Source organism: Palleniella muris (assembly GCF_004792655.1).
GTDB lineage: Bacteria > Bacteroidota > Bacteroidia > Bacteroidales > Bacteroidaceae > Prevotella > Prevotella muris_A.
The window spans coordinates 70,187-85,769 of record NZ_SRZC01000012.1; the positions used below are offsets into that span (position 1 = coordinate 70,187).

At 48.5% G+C, this 15,583-nt stretch carries 14 protein-coding genes; 8 read left to right on the plus strand and 6 right to left on the minus strand.

Annotated elements, in window-relative coordinates; all coding sequences use genetic code 11:
- Positions 1-7: 7 nt before the first annotated feature.
- A complete protein-coding gene (locus E5358_RS08470; protein ID WP_135939771.1) occupies positions 8-1,510 on the minus strand; it encodes a glutamine synthetase family protein in 1,503 nt (500 codons plus the stop codon).
- A gap of 445 nt (positions 1,511-1,955) precedes the next feature.
- On the opposite strand from E5358_RS08470, the gene E5358_RS08475 reads away from it, so the two are divergent.
- On the plus strand, positions 1,956-2,876 hold the full coding sequence (locus E5358_RS08475) for an IS982 family transposase (protein ID WP_135939772.1): 921 nt from the start codon (positions 1,956-1,958) through the stop codon (positions 2,874-2,876).
- On the opposite strand, the gene E5358_RS08480 is transcribed toward E5358_RS08475, so the two are convergent.
- From E5358_RS08480 to E5358_RS08490, 3 genes are all read right to left on the minus strand, one after another.
- Positions 2,830-3,669, minus strand: a complete 840-nt coding sequence (locus tag E5358_RS08480) for an ATP-binding protein (RefSeq protein ID WP_168354617.1) — start codon at positions 3,667-3,669, stop codon at positions 2,830-2,832. The two genes, E5358_RS08475 and E5358_RS08480, sit on opposite strands and share 47 nt — an antisense overlap.
- 8 nt (positions 3,670-3,677) lie before the next feature.
- A complete protein-coding gene (locus E5358_RS08485) occupies positions 3,678-3,917 on the minus strand; it encodes an AlbA family DNA-binding domain-containing protein (RefSeq protein ID WP_135939774.1) in 240 nt (79 codons plus the stop codon).
- Positions 3,918-4,157: 240 nt separating this feature from the next.
- On the minus strand, positions 4,158-5,291 hold the full coding sequence (locus E5358_RS08490) for an N-acetyltransferase (protein ID WP_135939775.1): 1,134 nt from the start codon (positions 5,289-5,291) through the stop codon (positions 4,158-4,160).
- Positions 5,292-5,515: 224 nt separating this feature from the next.
- Here E5358_RS08490 and E5358_RS08495 point away from each other — a divergent pair, with 224 nt between their 5' ends.
- The 7 genes from E5358_RS08495 (at position 5,516) to E5358_RS08525 (ending at position 13,694) form a co-directional block, all read left to right on the plus strand.
- Positions 5,516-8,224, plus strand: coding sequence for a DNA gyrase/topoisomerase IV subunit A (locus tag E5358_RS08495; protein ID WP_135939776.1), 2,709 nt, complete (start codon positions 5,516-5,518; stop codon positions 8,222-8,224).
- On the plus strand, positions 8,217-9,062 hold the full coding sequence (locus E5358_RS08500) for a DUF3316 domain-containing protein (RefSeq protein ID WP_135939777.1): 846 nt from the start codon (positions 8,217-8,219) through the stop codon (positions 9,060-9,062). The genes E5358_RS08495 and E5358_RS08500 overlap by 8 nt, the downstream gene beginning before the upstream one ends.
- Before the next feature lie 110 nt (positions 9,063-9,172).
- A complete protein-coding gene (locus tag E5358_RS08505) occupies positions 9,173-10,129 on the plus strand; it encodes a S41 family peptidase (RefSeq protein WP_277821229.1) in 957 nt (318 codons plus the stop codon).
- 3 nt (positions 10,130-10,132) lie between these two features.
- Positions 10,133-10,942: an ABC transporter ATP-binding protein gene (locus tag E5358_RS08510; RefSeq protein ID WP_135939779.1), complete on the plus strand. Its 810-nt coding sequence runs from the start codon at positions 10,133-10,135 to the stop codon at positions 10,940-10,942.
- A 12-nt stretch (positions 10,943-10,954) separates the two neighbouring features.
- The gene (locus tag E5358_RS08515; RefSeq protein ID WP_135939780.1) at positions 10,955-12,307 is read left to right on the plus strand and encodes an ABC transporter permease; all 1,353 of its coding nucleotides are present in this window, start codon (positions 10,955-10,957) and stop codon (positions 12,305-12,307) included.
- Between the two features lie 61 nt (positions 12,308-12,368).
- Complete coding sequence (locus E5358_RS08520; RefSeq protein WP_135939781.1) at positions 12,369-12,794, plus strand: HIT family protein; 426 nt, start codon at positions 12,369-12,371, stop codon at positions 12,792-12,794.
- Positions 12,795-13,505: 711 nt separating this feature from the next.
- On the plus strand, positions 13,506-13,694 hold the full coding sequence (locus E5358_RS08525; protein ID WP_135939782.1) for a hypothetical protein: 189 nt from the start codon (positions 13,506-13,508) through the stop codon (positions 13,692-13,694).
- Positions 13,695-13,781: 87 nt separating this feature from the next.
- On the opposite strand, the gene E5358_RS08530 is transcribed toward E5358_RS08525, so the two are convergent.
- Entirely contained in the window at positions 13,782-14,573 is a 792-nt protein-coding gene (locus tag E5358_RS08530) for a glycosyltransferase family 2 protein (RefSeq protein WP_135939783.1), read from the minus strand.
- A gap of 59 nt (positions 14,574-14,632) precedes the next feature.
- The gene (locus tag E5358_RS08535; RefSeq protein WP_135939784.1) at positions 14,633-15,535 is read right to left on the minus strand and encodes a glycosyltransferase family 2 protein; all 903 of its coding nucleotides are present in this window, start codon (positions 15,533-15,535) and stop codon (positions 14,633-14,635) included.
- Between the last annotated feature and the right edge of the window lie 48 nt (positions 15,536-15,583).

Below are 15,583 nucleotides of genomic sequence, written 5' to 3' on the forward strand. Positions count from 1 at the left end.
AATAACATTATCCGCAGTGGAAATGTTCTTTCACAAGCTGCAGCATCTTCTCCTTGTCCCCTTCGATGTCACGACGCAATGTGCTGTCCTCGTACGAACGCAGCTTCTTTATTATGCCGTCAATCATGGCAGTGGAGAACACGTTGTGTTTCTCGAACACAGCACGCTGGCTTTCCAGGCAGTCGGCACTGGCAGCGCAGGAGTCAGGCAGCTGCGCCAGTTGCGCTAATTTATCGGCATTCTCAGCGTTGTGTATGTTCACGTTCACATAAGTCTTTTCAGCCACCTCCAATGCGTTGTCCAACTCGAATCCCAACCGGCAAGCCACACACAGACCTGCTATCAGTTGGTAGATGTCTGCCGAACCGTCCGGCGAGCGCATTTCCACAGTCTGTTTCTGTGCAGTGTCGATGTCTGACGGAGTCTCAAGTGGATTGGCTATGGCGCACATGTCTGTCTTAGCAGTCCATCCTAACGGCACACGCACCAACACACTTCGGTTTCTGTCGCCCCAGCAGATGTTGGTCGGTGCTTCCTGATGAGGGACAAGGCGGAAGTATGATGTCGGATTGGTATTGCCGAAGGCAGTGATTGACGGAGCCACCTGCATAATGCCGGCTATTGCCGTGCGTGCGATGTCTGACAACTTTCCGTCGGCAAGCATCATGTTCTTGCCGTCCTTCACTATACGCATGTGGATATGCAGACCAGAGCCCGCCTTGCCTGCCGTAATCTTTGGCGCGAAAGTTATGTCTAGTCCTTCCTGATGGGCAAGATTGCGGATTATCCATTTCGCAAGCATTAATTGGTCGGCAGCCTTCTGTGCAGGGATTGGCAGGAACTCAATCTCGTTTTGTTCAAATATCTTTCCGTCGAGCGTGAAGTTGCCCACTTCCAAATGCCCGTACTTTATCTGACCGCCCGCTTGTGCTATGTATGCCATGCACAAAGTGCGGAAATCGTTGAATTTCGCGTATGGTCCGGACTCGTGGTAACCATGCTGGTCGGTGGCAGGGAACATCTCTTCGTCATCGGCAATGACATAGTATTCCAGTTCACCCATGGCATGGAACTCCATGCCGGTCACGTCGGTGAACGCCTTGCATGCCTTCGCCAATGTGTTCTCAGGCGATGACTCAAGCGGTTCGCCGTCTTTGTTGAAGAACGAGCAGAGCATCGAGAGTGTGGGGATTTCCGCAAATGGGTCGAGGAATGCGGTGCGGAAGCGCGGAATGACATACAAATCCGAGCTGCTTGCCTCTATGAATGGGAAAAGGCTTGAGCCGTCGACACGTTCTCCGCATGTCAGTATCTGCTCCAGATACGCCATGCTGTTGATGACAAAATTCAAGGTTTTCAGCCTGCCATCACCTGCAGGATACATGAAATTCACCATCTTTATGCCATTCTCTTCAATGTACTTGACGATGTCTTTCTTGGTAAACTCCTCTGCGGGCTTGCCTATTGCTGCCACCATGGGGTTAGGGCATAGTTCTAAATTCTTGTTCATAGTGTTTGATAGTTATCGGTTTTTAGATTAATGTATGATAAAGTTCGTCAACATCCATGAGTTGCCTGTCATTATAAACAGCATCCTCATGACATGGCAAAGGTAATGCAAATTGAGAGCAGAAACATCAAGTTTGCTTGAATGTTATGCCGAGATGCAGCTTCCCTTATACAAAGGTAATAATAAATTCTGAGAAACCCACACCTTTTTGTCGTTTTTTTTCAATAATCCTAAATTGGTCATTAGAATTTATGAATGTGTGATAAACCTCCACAAATAGCTACATATACAACGCTAAAGGTGTAGTAGAGAGTAAAGCAACTCTACAGAAGATACACATAAATACGCGAGTTCGGGATAAGAAAGTCCCCGAAAAAGTTGGTAATCCCGCAAATATCTTGTATATTTGTAAGTGAAAATCAATAACATACTAAAAACATAAGCGATGATTACCACTTGCAAAGTTACTGAAATTTTCTGTATTATCGACGAGTTTTCCAAGAAATTGCATGCAGAACTTGAAAAAAACATGTATTTGCGCCTTTCTGACATGGACGGGCGCAAGCGCAGGAAGTGTGAATGCATGATGTCTGAGAGCGAGATAATGACAATCCTTGTATGCTACCATTTCGGAACATTCGCCAATTTCAAGCACTACTACATGCTCTTCATCAAGGGGCATCTTGCCAAGGATTTCCCTTCCGCCGTATCCTACAACCGCTTCGTGGAACTCATGCCGCGCGTCTTCTTCCCTCTTATGCTTTTCATGAGGCTGCAGGCTTTCGGCAAGTGCTCCGGGATAACGTTCGTTGACAGCACGATGATTCCGGTGTGCCATAACGTGAGGCACTGTTTCAACAAGGTGTTCGAAGGTCTTGCCACGGATGGAAAGGGGACCATGGGGTGGTGCCACGGATTCAAGCTGCATCTTATGTGCAACGATAGAGGTGAGGTCATAACGTTCTGTCTTACAGGTGCTAACGTTGATGACAGGGACGACAGGGTATGGAGCGTGTTCACAAAGGAACTTTATGGGAAGGTCTTTGCCGACAGGGGGTATATCAAGAAGGAACTCTTCGAAACTCTCTTCAGCAACGGGATACACCTTGTCCATGGTCTGAAGGCGAACATGAAGAACAAGCTCATGCCAATGTATGACAAGATAATGCTGAGGAAGAGGTATGTCATCGAATGCATCAATGACCTGCTGAAGAACAAGGCGGAGATTGTACATTCAAGGCACAGGTCTGTGCACAACTTCATAATGAACATCTGCTCCGCACTGACTGCATACTGCTTCTTTGACAACAAGCCAGAGGCTATGCCCGTGCATGTGGAGAAATCAAGGCAGATGGAGCTATTTTAAATGATTGCTTATCCCGAACTCGCGTAGGATATGATTCGTGAGGCTCCTTGATATTTTCGGCGGTTATCTGTGGCGGGAACGTGCCGGGACTTGCTATTTCTATGCGGTCATCATAGATGGCAAGACTGATGGTCAGATTATATCTCTCCCAATGACGGTGGCAAAGGGCATTGATAAGAGCCTCCCTTAACGCATGATAAGGCACTTCAAGATGTTCCTCTCGTTCAAGACTATGGTTTGTAATCCTGCCACTGAGAGAAAGATGCTTGAAACAGAATGCAACTCCGGCATCCAGAAGTTTGAAGAAATTTCCTTCGGCTCTTTGGTTGTCACGGAACATGTTTTTATTCGTACCCACAAACCGCGCCATCCTCAAAGTGAACTGTGGATACTCATCAATGTTGTTGGAAAAGAGCAATACTGCTCCATTTGTCGGTACTCCATTCTTAAGCAATTTCCATTTTGAAAGAATATCTCCAGTCGGTTCATACAATGCCGACTCAGGAATACGTCCACCATCAATACCTCGGCGGATACAATTACGAATCAAACTCTCGTCAAGGTCTGCCAACGTCACACCATCAGCCGCCAATCGTTCCCATGCATACATCTGTGGTTGGTGAGCACGGATGCGCTCATCGTACATATCCTGTGGCATAACCTTCGTTGTGCTTTCAACTTTATAATACGGACATCCGTGAAATGTATGCGGACGCTCTCCCCATACCCAACCGTCAAAATGCATAGCAATGATTTGGTAGCCCGGACGCTCCGGCACATCAACATATGCCACTCGCACATCTACCGCAGGTCCAGACCAGCCAACGCCTGAGCAATCTCCTGCTGTGTCTTGTCTGTCACTTCTTGCCCGATTATCTTTAGAGACTTCGGTGCTACGCCAAAAATCAGCCAACCACCTTCGGTGTTCAAGAATGCACATGCCGAGTGCATACCGTCTTTCAGTTCCCCGGTAGTCTTCTTCAGTTCCAGAGTCCGCGACTCATCGGCTGATACAAGGTTCTTTATATCTTCTATTGTCATATTATTGTCATAGCGATCTAAAAAACAAACCTTATAGGCATAAAATTCAGCCAATTTGTTTTCATCTTTTCCATTTGCCTATTTGTATCAAACACGCCTCAATAGAATTCAATTACAAGGTGGGGTGAGCCACGCCTCGATTTAAAACGGAGTATTAACAAAATAGCATTACCGATTATCAATCAGTTACAATTTGGCTATATGGAAATGGAGCCTAATAGGGGGGGGGGCACCGCCTGTCTACAGTTTCTTGCAGAAGAAGCGGCGACGCTTAGGGAATTCCGGATTGAGAATCTCCCATTGGTTGAGGTTCTTCATATTTGTCTCCAACTGTGGAGCAGTCTCTGCGTATTTGAACCCTGCCTTCTGGTAGATAGGGATAAGGTCATAGAAGAAGAGCGCATTAACACCCTTGCCCTGATATTCCGGCTGCACGGCGATGAGAAGCATCTCAACTGTGTCCTCCATCTTGAATTTCAGTGCCTTGAGCAAATGGAACCAGCCGAACGGGAATATCCTGCCTTTCGCCTTCTGCACGGCACGCGACATGGAATTCATCGTTATGGCTACACCGATAAGGTTCTTTTCGCTGTCATGAACCAAGGTCACGAACTTCAGGTCTATAAGCCCGAAATAAGTCTTTATGTAGCTGTCTATCTGCTTCTGTGAGAGATGCGAGAAGCCGAACAGCGGTGCATAGGCAGCATTGAGGAGGTCAAAGATTTTCTGTCCGTAGCCCTGGCGGAACACCATGTCGGCGGTCAGTTTGTCAATACTGAGGTTGTAGCGGCGCATAATCATCTCCCCCCCACGCTTGAACTTCTCCGGCATCTCGTCAGGCACGGCGACGCGCACCTGCACGCTGTCGATTTCCTTGGCATAACCGTGAGTCTCCATGTGGGTGACATAGTACGGATAATTGTAAATCGTGGCGACAGAACCGAGCTTGTCAAAGCCCTCTATGAGCATGCCCTCCTTGTCAAAGTCAGTGAAGAGCATCGGTCCCTGGCAAGAGGTCATGCCGCGCTCCCTGCCCCACTCCTCCACGGTACGGAGAAGTGCTGCTGACACCTCCATGTCGTCTATGAAATCAATGTAGCCGAAACGGACATTCCTTGTGTTCCAAGTCTCGTTGGCACGGTGGTTTATCACCGCCGCGACGCGTCCGACGACCTTTCCGTCCTTTTTTGCGAGGAAGAGGTCCGCCTCACAGAACTCGTATGCGGCATTCTTCTTCGGGTCAAACGTGTCAAGGACGTCAAACTCCAAGTCTGGGACAGCGTACTCGTTGCCCTTGTAAAGCTCGTTTCCGAAATGCGCAAACGCTTTCCGTTCTTTCTTTGTGGTTACTCTTATTATGTCGATATTGCTCATGATCCGATAAACAAAATATGTCACACTGCAACCGCCGCATTCCATTTGTCAATGGAAACACCTGCATGCTGCATGTCATTTATGTATGCAAAATTACAAAAAAAGTCTGTAACCTCAAAAATATGTCAAATAATTTTGCCATTTCCTTAATAATGATTAACTTTGCATAGGAGCATTTTATCGGCTCTTTTTTGCATAAAAACCACAGAAACCTACCATTCTCCATGAGCGACGATATACAAGAATTGGAATCTGCTGAGGAACGTCAGCAGGCAACAGACTACAAACCCACCAACCGTTTTGATGCTTCGATAGTCCACCATCTCTCGGGGATGTACCAGAATTGGTTCATCGACTATGCTTCATACGTTATCCTTGAGCGTGCCGTCCCGCACATCGAGGACGGCTTGAAGCCTGTGCAGCGCCGCATCCTCCATTCCATGAAGCGCATGGATGACGGACGCTACAACAAGGTGGCGAACATCGTGGGACACACCATGCAGTTTCATCCGCATGGCGATGCTTCTATCGGTGACGCCCTTGTGCAGATAGGACAGAAGAACCTGCTTGTCGACTGTCAGGGCAACTGGGGAAACATTCTCACCGGTTCGCGTGCCGCCGCACCGCGATACATTGAGGCGCGATTGTCGAAATTCGCGCTGGAGACGGTGTTCAACCAGAAGACCACGGTATGGCAGATGTCCTACGACGGCAGGAACAAAGAGCCGGTGACACTGCCTGTGAAGTTTCCGCTGCTCCTTGCACAGGGGGCGGAGGGCATTGCCGTTGGCTTGTCGTCAAAGATTCTTCCGCACAACTTCAACGAGTTGTGCGATGCTGCTGTGGCTCATCTGCGCGGTGAGGAGTACCACCTGTACCCGGATTTCCCTACTGGTGGCAGCATCGATGTGTCAAAATACAATGACGGACAGCGCGGAGGAAGGGTGCGCGTACGTGCCAAGATAGAGAAAATCGACAACAAGACGCTTGTCATACGCGACATTCCTTACTCCAAGACTTCCGAGACGCTCATCGCGTCCATCACGTCTGCCATAGAGAAAGGCAAGATCAAGGCACGCAAGGTGGAGGACCTTACGGCGGCTCAGGTGGAGATTCTTGTGCACCTTGCTCCGGGAATATCCTCGGACAAGACAATCGACGCCCTATATGCGTTCAGCGACTGTGAGGTTTCAATCTCGCCAAACTGCTGTGTCATAGATGACAACAAGCCGATTTTCGCCACTGTCTCCGACGTTCTCGGCTACAGTGCCAACCAGACCAAAGACCTCATACGCAAGGAACTTGAAATCAGGCGTGGCGAACTCATGGAGCAGTTGTTCTACGCTTCTTTGGAGAAGATATTCATCGAGGAGCGTATCTACAAGGACCGCAAATACGAGAATGCGGCAAACCTTGACGCGGCATGCGAGCATATCGACGACCGCCTTACTCCGTTCTACTCACAACTTGTGCGCGAGGTTACAAAGGATGACATCATACGCCTCATGGAAATCAAGATGAAGCGCATCCTGAAGTTCAACAAGGACAAGGCGGACGAACTGATGGCGAACATCAAGGCGGAGATTGCGGAGATTGAGCGTGACCTTGCCAACCTCACGGAGGTGACCTGCAACTGGTTCATGTACCTGAAAGGGAAATACGGTGCGGACTATCCGCGCCTTACCGAGATACGAAGCTTCGAAAACATCGACGCAGTGCGTGTGCTGGAAGCCAACGAAAAACTGTACATCAACCGTCAGGAGGGCTTCATCGGCACAGGCATGAAGAAGGACGAGTTTGTCTGCAACTGCTCTAACCTTGACGATGTGATCATCTTCTACAAGGACGGCAAGTACAAGGTTGTCAGGGTTCAGGAGAAGATGTTTATCGGCAAGAATGTCCTTCATGTACAGGTTCAGAAGAAGAACGACACACGCACAATCTATAATGTTGTCTATCGCGACGGCAAACACGGAAGCTACTATGCCAAGAGATTCAATGTTGCCAGCTTCACGCGTGACAGCGAATATGACCTTACAAAGGGCACTGCCGGCTCAAAGGTGGTCTATTTCACCGCAAACCCGAATGGTGAGGCGGAAGTGATAAAGGTAACTCTTGAACCGAGTGCGAAGGTTAAGAAACTGTTCATAGAGTACGATTTCGGCAGTCTTGCCGTAAAAAACCGCAACGCAGGAGGAAACATCCTGTCAAAGACAACCATACACCGCATATCCCTGAAGTCTCGCGGCCATTCCACTCTTGACGGGCGCGACGTTTGGTTTGACCCTGATGTGCTGCGCCTCAACTATGACGAGCACGGAAAGTACCTTGGCAAGTTCAATGATAACGATGCCATTCTCGTGGTGCTTGACAATGGTGAGGTATACATCACGAATTTCGACCTCAACAACCACTATGAGCAGAACATTCTTGTAATAGAAAAACTGGACACTGCCAAGGTTTGGACCTTGCTTTTCCACAATGGGGAGCAGCAGGGACAGGTCTACATGAAGCGTTTCCGCATGGACCTTGCAACGAAAAAGCACCAGAACATTCTCGGTTCGGAGGGGTCATCGCTCCTTCTCCTTACCGACACGCCATATCCGCGTGTCAGAGTGGACTTCAAGAACAACGAGACCATACAGCGTGAACCGTTGGAGGTTGAGTGCGAGCCGTTCATCGATGTCAAGGTTGCAGGCTTCAAGGCAAAAGGAAAGCGCGTAGTGATATGGCCTGTTGCCGGAGTTGAGGAACTTGAACCTACACGCCTGCCTGAGCCTCCTGCAGAACAGACTGCCGAGGATGACAGCAATGACAGTCCTGCAACCGTCAATGAAACGCAGAGAGAGTCACTTGACCCGGACGATGGGAAGACGGAGCAGCAGGTAAGGGATGAGATTACAGGACAGTTGACATTTGACTTCGATGAATAGATTCCTTTACATAATATGCCTTTTCGTCCCCCTGACGCTGTCGGCACAGGAGAAGCATGTCACCTCCACAAAGATGTTTGGCGTGGGATACAACAGTGTGCAGGACACTTACCTCTCGCCTGAGCACTATGGCGGACCGGAGGTGCGCTACCTCTCCCACACCGTGCGTGAGCGCGCAGAAGCCACATGTGACTCAATTTCCATGCAGGAGGGCAAAACAAGGAAAAACCGTTGGACGCGGCTTATCATCAATGAGGGTTATTTTTCCTATGGGAAGTCGCGCTCCAAGAACGGCGCGACGATTTCAGGTGCTTACCATTTCCAGTATGGTGTGCTAAGGAAATGGTCGTTCCTTGCCAACCGTCTGACACTTAGAAGTGGCGCACAGGCGGAATTTCTTGGAGGATTCATCTACAACACACGCAACGGCAACAATCCGGCACAAGCACGTGCACTCATTGACATCGGACCTGTCGCCATGGCGGAATATGCCCTTAAATGCGGAAATGCTGACGGCAAAGGGCGCATAACCGTGGCTTACGAAGCGTCATGCCCTCTTCTTGGTCTGACATTTTCCCCTAATTATGGGCAGTCGTACTATGAGATTTTCAACGAAGGGAACTATGACCGCAACATAGTTCCCACAACAATAGTTTCCATGCCGTCACTGCGCCAGCAACTGACGTTCACCTTTTGCCTCTCGCGGATAAACCTCTCCGTGGGTTATCTTGGCGACTACCGGCAGTTGCAGGTGAACAATCTGAAACAACACATATACAGTTCCATGCTTATGATTGGCATGACACATAGCTTTTATGCAGGAAGGAGGCGTCTATGAACCCATTAAAAGAATGGAAAACCTTCTTTCCGAAACTCTCTTCCGACATTTTCCGCATATCATTACGGCAGACAATCCTGTTTGCTGCAATCTCCCTCATACCGGCACTCATGACAAGCTGCGTCAATGAAGAGGAGTTCGAAAACAATCCGAACGGGAACTTTGAGGCTCTATGGAAAATCATGGACGAGCATTACTGCTTCTTTCCTCTTAAAGAAAAAGAGCTTGGCGTAAACTGGAACGAAGTTCACGAAAGGTACAAACGACAGGTTTCTGCCCCTCTTAACAGCGACCAGCTGTTCGAAGTTCTCGGAAATATGCTTGGTGAACTACGGGACGGACATGTGAACATGTCGTCATCCTTTGACCTTGCACGCAACTGGTCGTGGCGGGAGGATTATCCGGCAAATGTCTCCGACACACTGCTAAGGGCATATCTCGATACGGATTACCGCCAAACCTGCGGCATGCAGTACCGCTTCCTTGATGACAACATCGGCTACATACGCTGCTCCTCATTCGGACAGGCTATAGGAGACGGAAACATTGACGAGATTCTTTTCTACCTTGCACCTGCCAACGGACTCATCATCGATGTCCGCTCCAACGGCGGAGGCATGCTGACCTCTGCGGAAGCACTCGCAAGACGCTTCACCAACCGTGACATCATCGTGGGATACATGCAGCACAAGACAGGCAAAGGGCATGAGGATTTCTCTGCCATGGCAGAGCAGCATCTGTCCGCAAGCAACCGTCTGCGGTGGCAGAAAAAGGTTGTGGTACTCACAAATCGTGGCGTTTACAGTGCTGCCAATGAGTTTGTTAAATACATGAAAGTATGCGGAGCAACAATCGTCGGCGACCGTACAGGCGGTGGAGCAGGGATGCCGTTCTCCTCGGAACTGCCCAACGGCTGGTCGATAAGGTTCTCCGCCTGCCCGATGTATGACATCAACGGCAACTCAACAGAACAGGGCATAAACCCGGACATCAATGTCGCACTGAGCGATGAGGACTTCCGACGCGGAAAGGACTCCATTATCGAATATGCAAGAAAACTATTTTAGATTATGCTGAAAGTAGAACATATAGTAAAAAGGTATGCTGAGCATACCGCCCTTGACGATGTAAGCATCCATGTCAAGAAGGGAAAAGTGTTCGGACTGCTTGGTCCGAACGGTGCCGGCAAGACGACACTAATCCGTATAATCAACCGCATCACCGCCCCGGACAGTGGCAAGGTTATCTTTGACGGGCATGATTTCTGTGCCGACGATGTGCGCAAGATTGGCTATCTGCCGGAAGAGCGCGGCTTGTACAAGAAAATGAAAGTCGGCGAACAGGCTCTTTACCTCGCCCGACTGAAAGGTATGTCGTCACAGGACGCCAAGGCTGAACTGACGAAATGGTTTGAAAAGTTTGAGATAATGCCTTGGTGGCACAAGAAACTGGAGGAACTTTCCAAAGGGATGCAGCAGAAGGTGCAGTTCATAACAACCGTTGTCCACCGCCCTCCCCTGCTCATCTTCGACGAACCATTCTCTGGTTTCGACCCAGTAAACGCCGAGCTTCTTAAGCGTGAGATACTGCAACTGAGGGACGAGGGGCACACCATAATCTACAGCACCCACAACATGGCGTCCGTGGAAGATGTCTGCGACGACATCGCATTGATAAACAAAAGCCGGGTAGTGCTCTCGGGAAGCGTCATTGACGTGAAAAGACAATTCTCTGACGGCACATTCGAGATTAAGGCACAGGGGACACGCGAGCAGGTGGAAAGCCTCGCCCGGCAGCTGAAGAACGTTGAAGTCCATGAGGTTCTTCCGTCAATGAACGATGTGTTCCTGCAAACAATAACATCCGGTACAAACAATTAAAACATCCACACAATGAATAATTTAGGAATAGTTATAGGCAGGGAATACATGACGCGTGTGAAGAAGAAATCATTCCTCATACTGACCATTCTCATGCCTTTCCTAATTGCCGCACTGTGCGCATTCCCCGTGATTCTTGGTTCCATAAAGGATGACGAGCAGAAGCAGGTAGTCATCATGGACAAGACAGAGAAATATCTGCCGCTCTTCACCAACACCGGCACTGCCGGCAATGGCGCTTCGGACGATGAAATGAAGGGCTATAAATTCGTACCGGGAGCAGGTGACGTACAGCTATATAACAATGAAGAACTGGACATTGAGGCTGTTGTCTGCATAACAGGAGACCTGACTTCAGACCCCAATGCAATAAAGATATACAGCCGTAACGAGGTGCAGAACGACCTCATACGCTATGTGGGGAGAATCCTTGACACACAAGTCCACAAGGACAAGCTCGCCGCCTACAACATCCCACAGCTTGAGAACATCGTAAGCGACTTGCAGACAAGCATAAACATTAAAACAGTGAAATGGGGTGACAACGGTGAAGAGACTTTATCGTCAAGTGAACTCGCAATGGCACTCGGACTCATCTCTGCAATCCTCATTTACATGTTTGTGCTCATGTACGGCGCAATGGTCATGCAGGGCGTCATGGAGGAGAAGACAAACCGCATCATAGAGGTGATTGTGGGAAGTGTGAAGCCGTTCCAGCTTATGATGGGAAAAATAATCGGCGTTATGCTTGTCGGATTTACCCAAATGTTTGTATGGGGCGCAATGCTTCTTGGCATCAGTGCACTTGTGGGCATCAGTGTCATGCCTTCCATGGCAGACCCCACAATAGGGATTGAAGGCAGTAACGTGGCACAACAAACAGCCCTTCAGGCAATGGAGAACAATGATTCGTCGGCAGAATTCATGCAGGCTATAAGCAATCTGCCATTGGCGGAGATAGTCATAATGTTCCTGTTCTTCTTCCTTGGAGGCTACATCCTCTACTCCTCTTTCTACGCAGCAATAGGCGCAGCAGTCAATTCTCAGGAAGACTCGTCGCAGTTCATGACACCAATGGTGATAATAATGGTCTTCGCACTCTATGCAGCAATGGGCTCCGCCGAGAACACTGACGGTCCGTTGGCTTTCTGGGCTTCCATGTTCCCTCTGACAAGCCCTATTGTCATGATGGTGCGCATACCGTTCGGAGTGCCTCTGTGGCAGGAGCTGCTCTCTCTCGCAATACTCTACGCCACAGCCCTGCTGTTTGTATGGGTAGGCGGAAAGATTTACCGCATAGGCATACTCATGTATGGCAAGAAACCAACTGTTAAGGAAATGTGGAAATGGATGAAGTATTCATAAAATCACACATTACCTTATCATAACAAACCATATAAACATTAACTTACAAACTACCAAAATTATGTATTCTGATCCGAAAGACTGTCTCTATTGCCAGAACAATGAGACACTGCACAACCTCATGATTGAAATCTGCCACCTCCGTGTTTCACGCGTCTTCCTTTTCAAGGAGCAGACTTACCGCGGACGCTGCCTTGTGGCTTATGACGGACATGTCAATGACCTAAACGAGCTTAACGACCAGCAGCGCAACGACTTCATGGCTGACGTGGCGCAGACCACACGTGCCATGCAGCGTGCATTCAACCCTGAGAAGATAAACTATGGCGCATTCTCCGACACTCTCTCCCACCTCCATTTCCACCTTGCTCCAAAGTACGTGGGAGGTCCTGACTATCCGGGGCTGTTCCGCATGAACCCGGGTGAGGTGTATCTCACCGATGAGGAGTACAAGGACATGATTGAACTCATAAAGAAAAATCTGTAATTATCCCTTGCCCGTAAAACGAAATCAGCCCACACATACCTTTCAACAAAGGCTGTGCGGGCTGATTGCATTGTATCACACCACAAAAAACACCATATATAATTCCAAATCGGTTATTAGAACAAAATATCCACAGTTGCCTACATTACCAATTGATATAGTGTAGTTAGCAAAAGCCACTCCCTAATGACGGTCACTATAAATCATTGCCCTCAAATAGCCCCAATGACCGATTTAGGATAATTGGAGTCTTATAAAATGCAAATACATCTCTGATTGTGTACGCAATGTCAAGATATACCTGTGCAGAGAACCGCGTCAGCGGTGACAAGACAAGCCCATTTTAATGAAAAACCTCATAAGATGGTGATATATCGGATTATTCTGATTGTCATTGTTTTTACCGGACACCAATAATATATAATTAACAACCGCAGATACTGTACCAAAAACAATTCAACTTTACAGCGTCATTCCTGAGACAGACCTGACTCAGACACACTAAAAGAAACACTATTACTTTTGGTACAGTATCGTAACAAAAAAACTCATAAACAAATTAAATATGGACTTCACAAAAAAAACGATCTTAGAATAGCAAAGGAAATTCTCAAAATAGGAATCCTCCGCCGCCATGAAGAGTGGCAGAAAGAACTCGCCACCATCATCTCAAAACCATACCACACAGAAAAGAATGCCTTCGACCGCAGCATGGAAATAACCAAAATGTCAAAAGACTTCTTCAAAGAAGCCATGCGACTTGAGGATTACTACGACACACGTATGATTCCAATCGGTATCATAGCCCTACTCCGCAATGGCAACCTTGATAAAGAAGACCTATCCAAACTCTCAGAAGGCGCGCAAGAGGAAATCAGCACACTCCTTGAAACATTATAATCCCACAAAACCACAACGACCGCCAGACGAACATTAATCGTCTAGCGGTCGTTGCCATTCAACAAGCGGCTCAGCTCTTCCTACACGTTATTTGAACTTTGCCTCGATGAACTGCGGAAGCTTCCACAGCATCTTCTCCAGCTTCATCAACACAGGATTCATGCCATGGGAACTGTACATGCGGACATCCTCACGCCACATCTGCTTCCTGCGGGCACTGTCCGTGCTAAGCCCGCCCATGCGCATACGGACGATGTACTCAGGAAGATAAGTAACGGACAGCTCGCCGCCAACAAGATAACGGAACAACAGGTCGGAATCCGCTGCTATCTTGTAGCTCTCGTTGTAAAGGCCTTTGCGCTCCATCACGCTACGGCGGATATAGCATGTCGGATGTAAAGGAAGCCAGCCGTGGCGGACTTTCCAAAGGCGGTACTTGCCGCCTATCCAGTTGCGGACAACATTGTCGGTACGGTCATGACTGACGAAAAGACCGTCACCGTAAAGGAAATCGGCATGGCTCTCGGAGAAGCGAGCGGCTATGCGGGAGAGTGTATGAGGGGAATAGAGGAAGTCGTCGGAGTGGACAAGACCGACTATGTCGCCTGTTGCCGCACGGATCCCTTTATTCACCGCCTCATACATGCCGCCGTCGGGCTCGCATATCACTTTCATCTCAAAGCCGGGACGGGAGGAGCGGAACTCACCTGTATGGGTGAGGCGTTCTATTTCGCGTATAACATCAATGGAGCCGTCTGTCGAAGCTCCGTCAACAACGATGTATTCTATCTCAGGATAATCCTGGCTCAGGACGCTATCCATGGCACTGCGGATGGTGGACGCGCGGTTGTAGCACGAGGTTATTATTGATATCTTCATAAGAGTATTATATCTGTTTTACAAAAACTCATTTCTATAACTTCTATATGAAAGGACATTCAGGACAGATATGTTTCTTGCAAATAGTTCTTTATCTTTTCCTTATCCCACCCGAAACGCTTCTTCAATTCATATATCTTCGCATCGACAAGCATCCTGTACCAGAAGCCCTGAAGAATATGCCAGATGAACCCCTCACGGCCGTCAAGAAAACCGCCTTTCACGATGTAGCGGAGGGTGAAGTTGATGAACGGGCGGACAAACAGCGGTGTCTTTATATATCTTATCTTAAGCCAGCGCTTGCGCTGCTCCTCCGTGCCGAAGAACTTCGGCTCCACCTCCTGCGACTTCGCGTCAAGCCCGTACTCCATCATCAGCATGTCCGCCATTTCACGGGTGGCATAGCCGTTGTGCTTCTCGGTCCACCATGTAAGGTCATTGAGGTTCGCGTCAACCTGGTTGCCTGACTCTACTGTGACTGAACGGCCATCATACAGGCGGATGTGCTCGTCCATCCAGCGGTTCTCGCAATCGCCGTGGCCACGGCGGAACACCTTAAGGTGATAGCTCGGATACCACCCGCCATGCAGCAGCGGCCTGCCCATGAAATCAATGCGCTTGCGGACATAGATGCCGTTGACATCATCACTGCATGATGCTATTGCGTCCTTTACAGAATGCCCTATCTCCCCCTCGAGGAACTCGTCGGCATCTATGCGCCAAACCCAATCAGACTTTATGCCACAGTTGTGCAAGCCGAAATTGAACTGCGTCGCATAGTTCTTCCACGGATTCTGAATCACTGTCGCTCCAAGGCCTTCAGCTATCTTGACTGTGTTGTCCTTGCTGAAAGAGTCAACAACAAAGATTTCGTCACATACTCCCTTCAAGGAAGATATACAACGCTTTATATGTTTCTCCTCATTGTAAGTGAGGATTAAAGCGGCTATCGTATTGCTCATATCTCTAATGTTATTAATTCAATTTTATACCAAAAAATATTTCTGCCA

What these genes read in the sequence shown, in the direction of transcription:
- E5358_RS08470 (WP_135939771.1), bottom strand. Translation starts at nt 1,510, where the DNA reads ATGAACAAGAATTTAGAACTATGCCCTAACCCCATGGTGGCAGCAATA.
- E5358_RS08475 (WP_135939772.1), top strand. Translation starts at nt 1,956, where the DNA reads ATGATTACCACTTGCAAAGTTACTGAAATTTTCTGTATTATCGACGAG.
- E5358_RS08485 (WP_135939774.1), bottom strand. Translation starts at nt 3,917, where the DNA reads ATGACAATAGAAGATATAAAGAACCTTGTATCAGCCGATGAGTCGCGG.
- E5358_RS08490 (WP_135939775.1), bottom strand. Translation starts at nt 5,291, where the DNA reads ATGAGCAATATCGACATAATAAGAGTAACCACAAAGAAAGAACGGAAA.
- E5358_RS08495 (WP_135939776.1), top strand. Translation starts at nt 5,516, where the DNA reads ATGAGCGACGATATACAAGAATTGGAATCTGCTGAGGAACGTCAGCAG.
- E5358_RS08500 (WP_135939777.1), top strand. Translation starts at nt 8,217, where the DNA reads ATGAATAGATTCCTTTACATAATATGCCTTTTCGTCCCCCTGACGCTG.
- E5358_RS08505 (WP_277821229.1), top strand. Translation starts at nt 9,173, where the DNA reads ATGACAAGCTGCGTCAATGAAGAGGAGTTCGAAAACAATCCGAACGGG.
- E5358_RS08510 (WP_135939779.1), top strand. Translation starts at nt 10,133, where the DNA reads ATGCTGAAAGTAGAACATATAGTAAAAAGGTATGCTGAGCATACCGCC.
- E5358_RS08515 (WP_135939780.1), top strand. Translation starts at nt 10,955, where the DNA reads ATGAATAATTTAGGAATAGTTATAGGCAGGGAATACATGACGCGTGTG.
- E5358_RS08520 (WP_135939781.1), top strand. Translation starts at nt 12,369, where the DNA reads ATGTATTCTGATCCGAAAGACTGTCTCTATTGCCAGAACAATGAGACA.
- E5358_RS08525 (WP_135939782.1), top strand. Translation starts at nt 13,506, where the DNA reads ATGGAAATAACCAAAATGTCAAAAGACTTCTTCAAAGAAGCCATGCGA.
- E5358_RS08530 (WP_135939783.1), bottom strand. Translation starts at nt 14,573, where the DNA reads ATGAAGATATCAATAATAACCTCGTGCTACAACCGCGCGTCCACCATC.
- E5358_RS08535 (WP_135939784.1), bottom strand. Translation starts at nt 15,535, where the DNA reads ATGAGCAATACGATAGCCGCTTTAATCCTCACTTACAATGAGGAGAAA.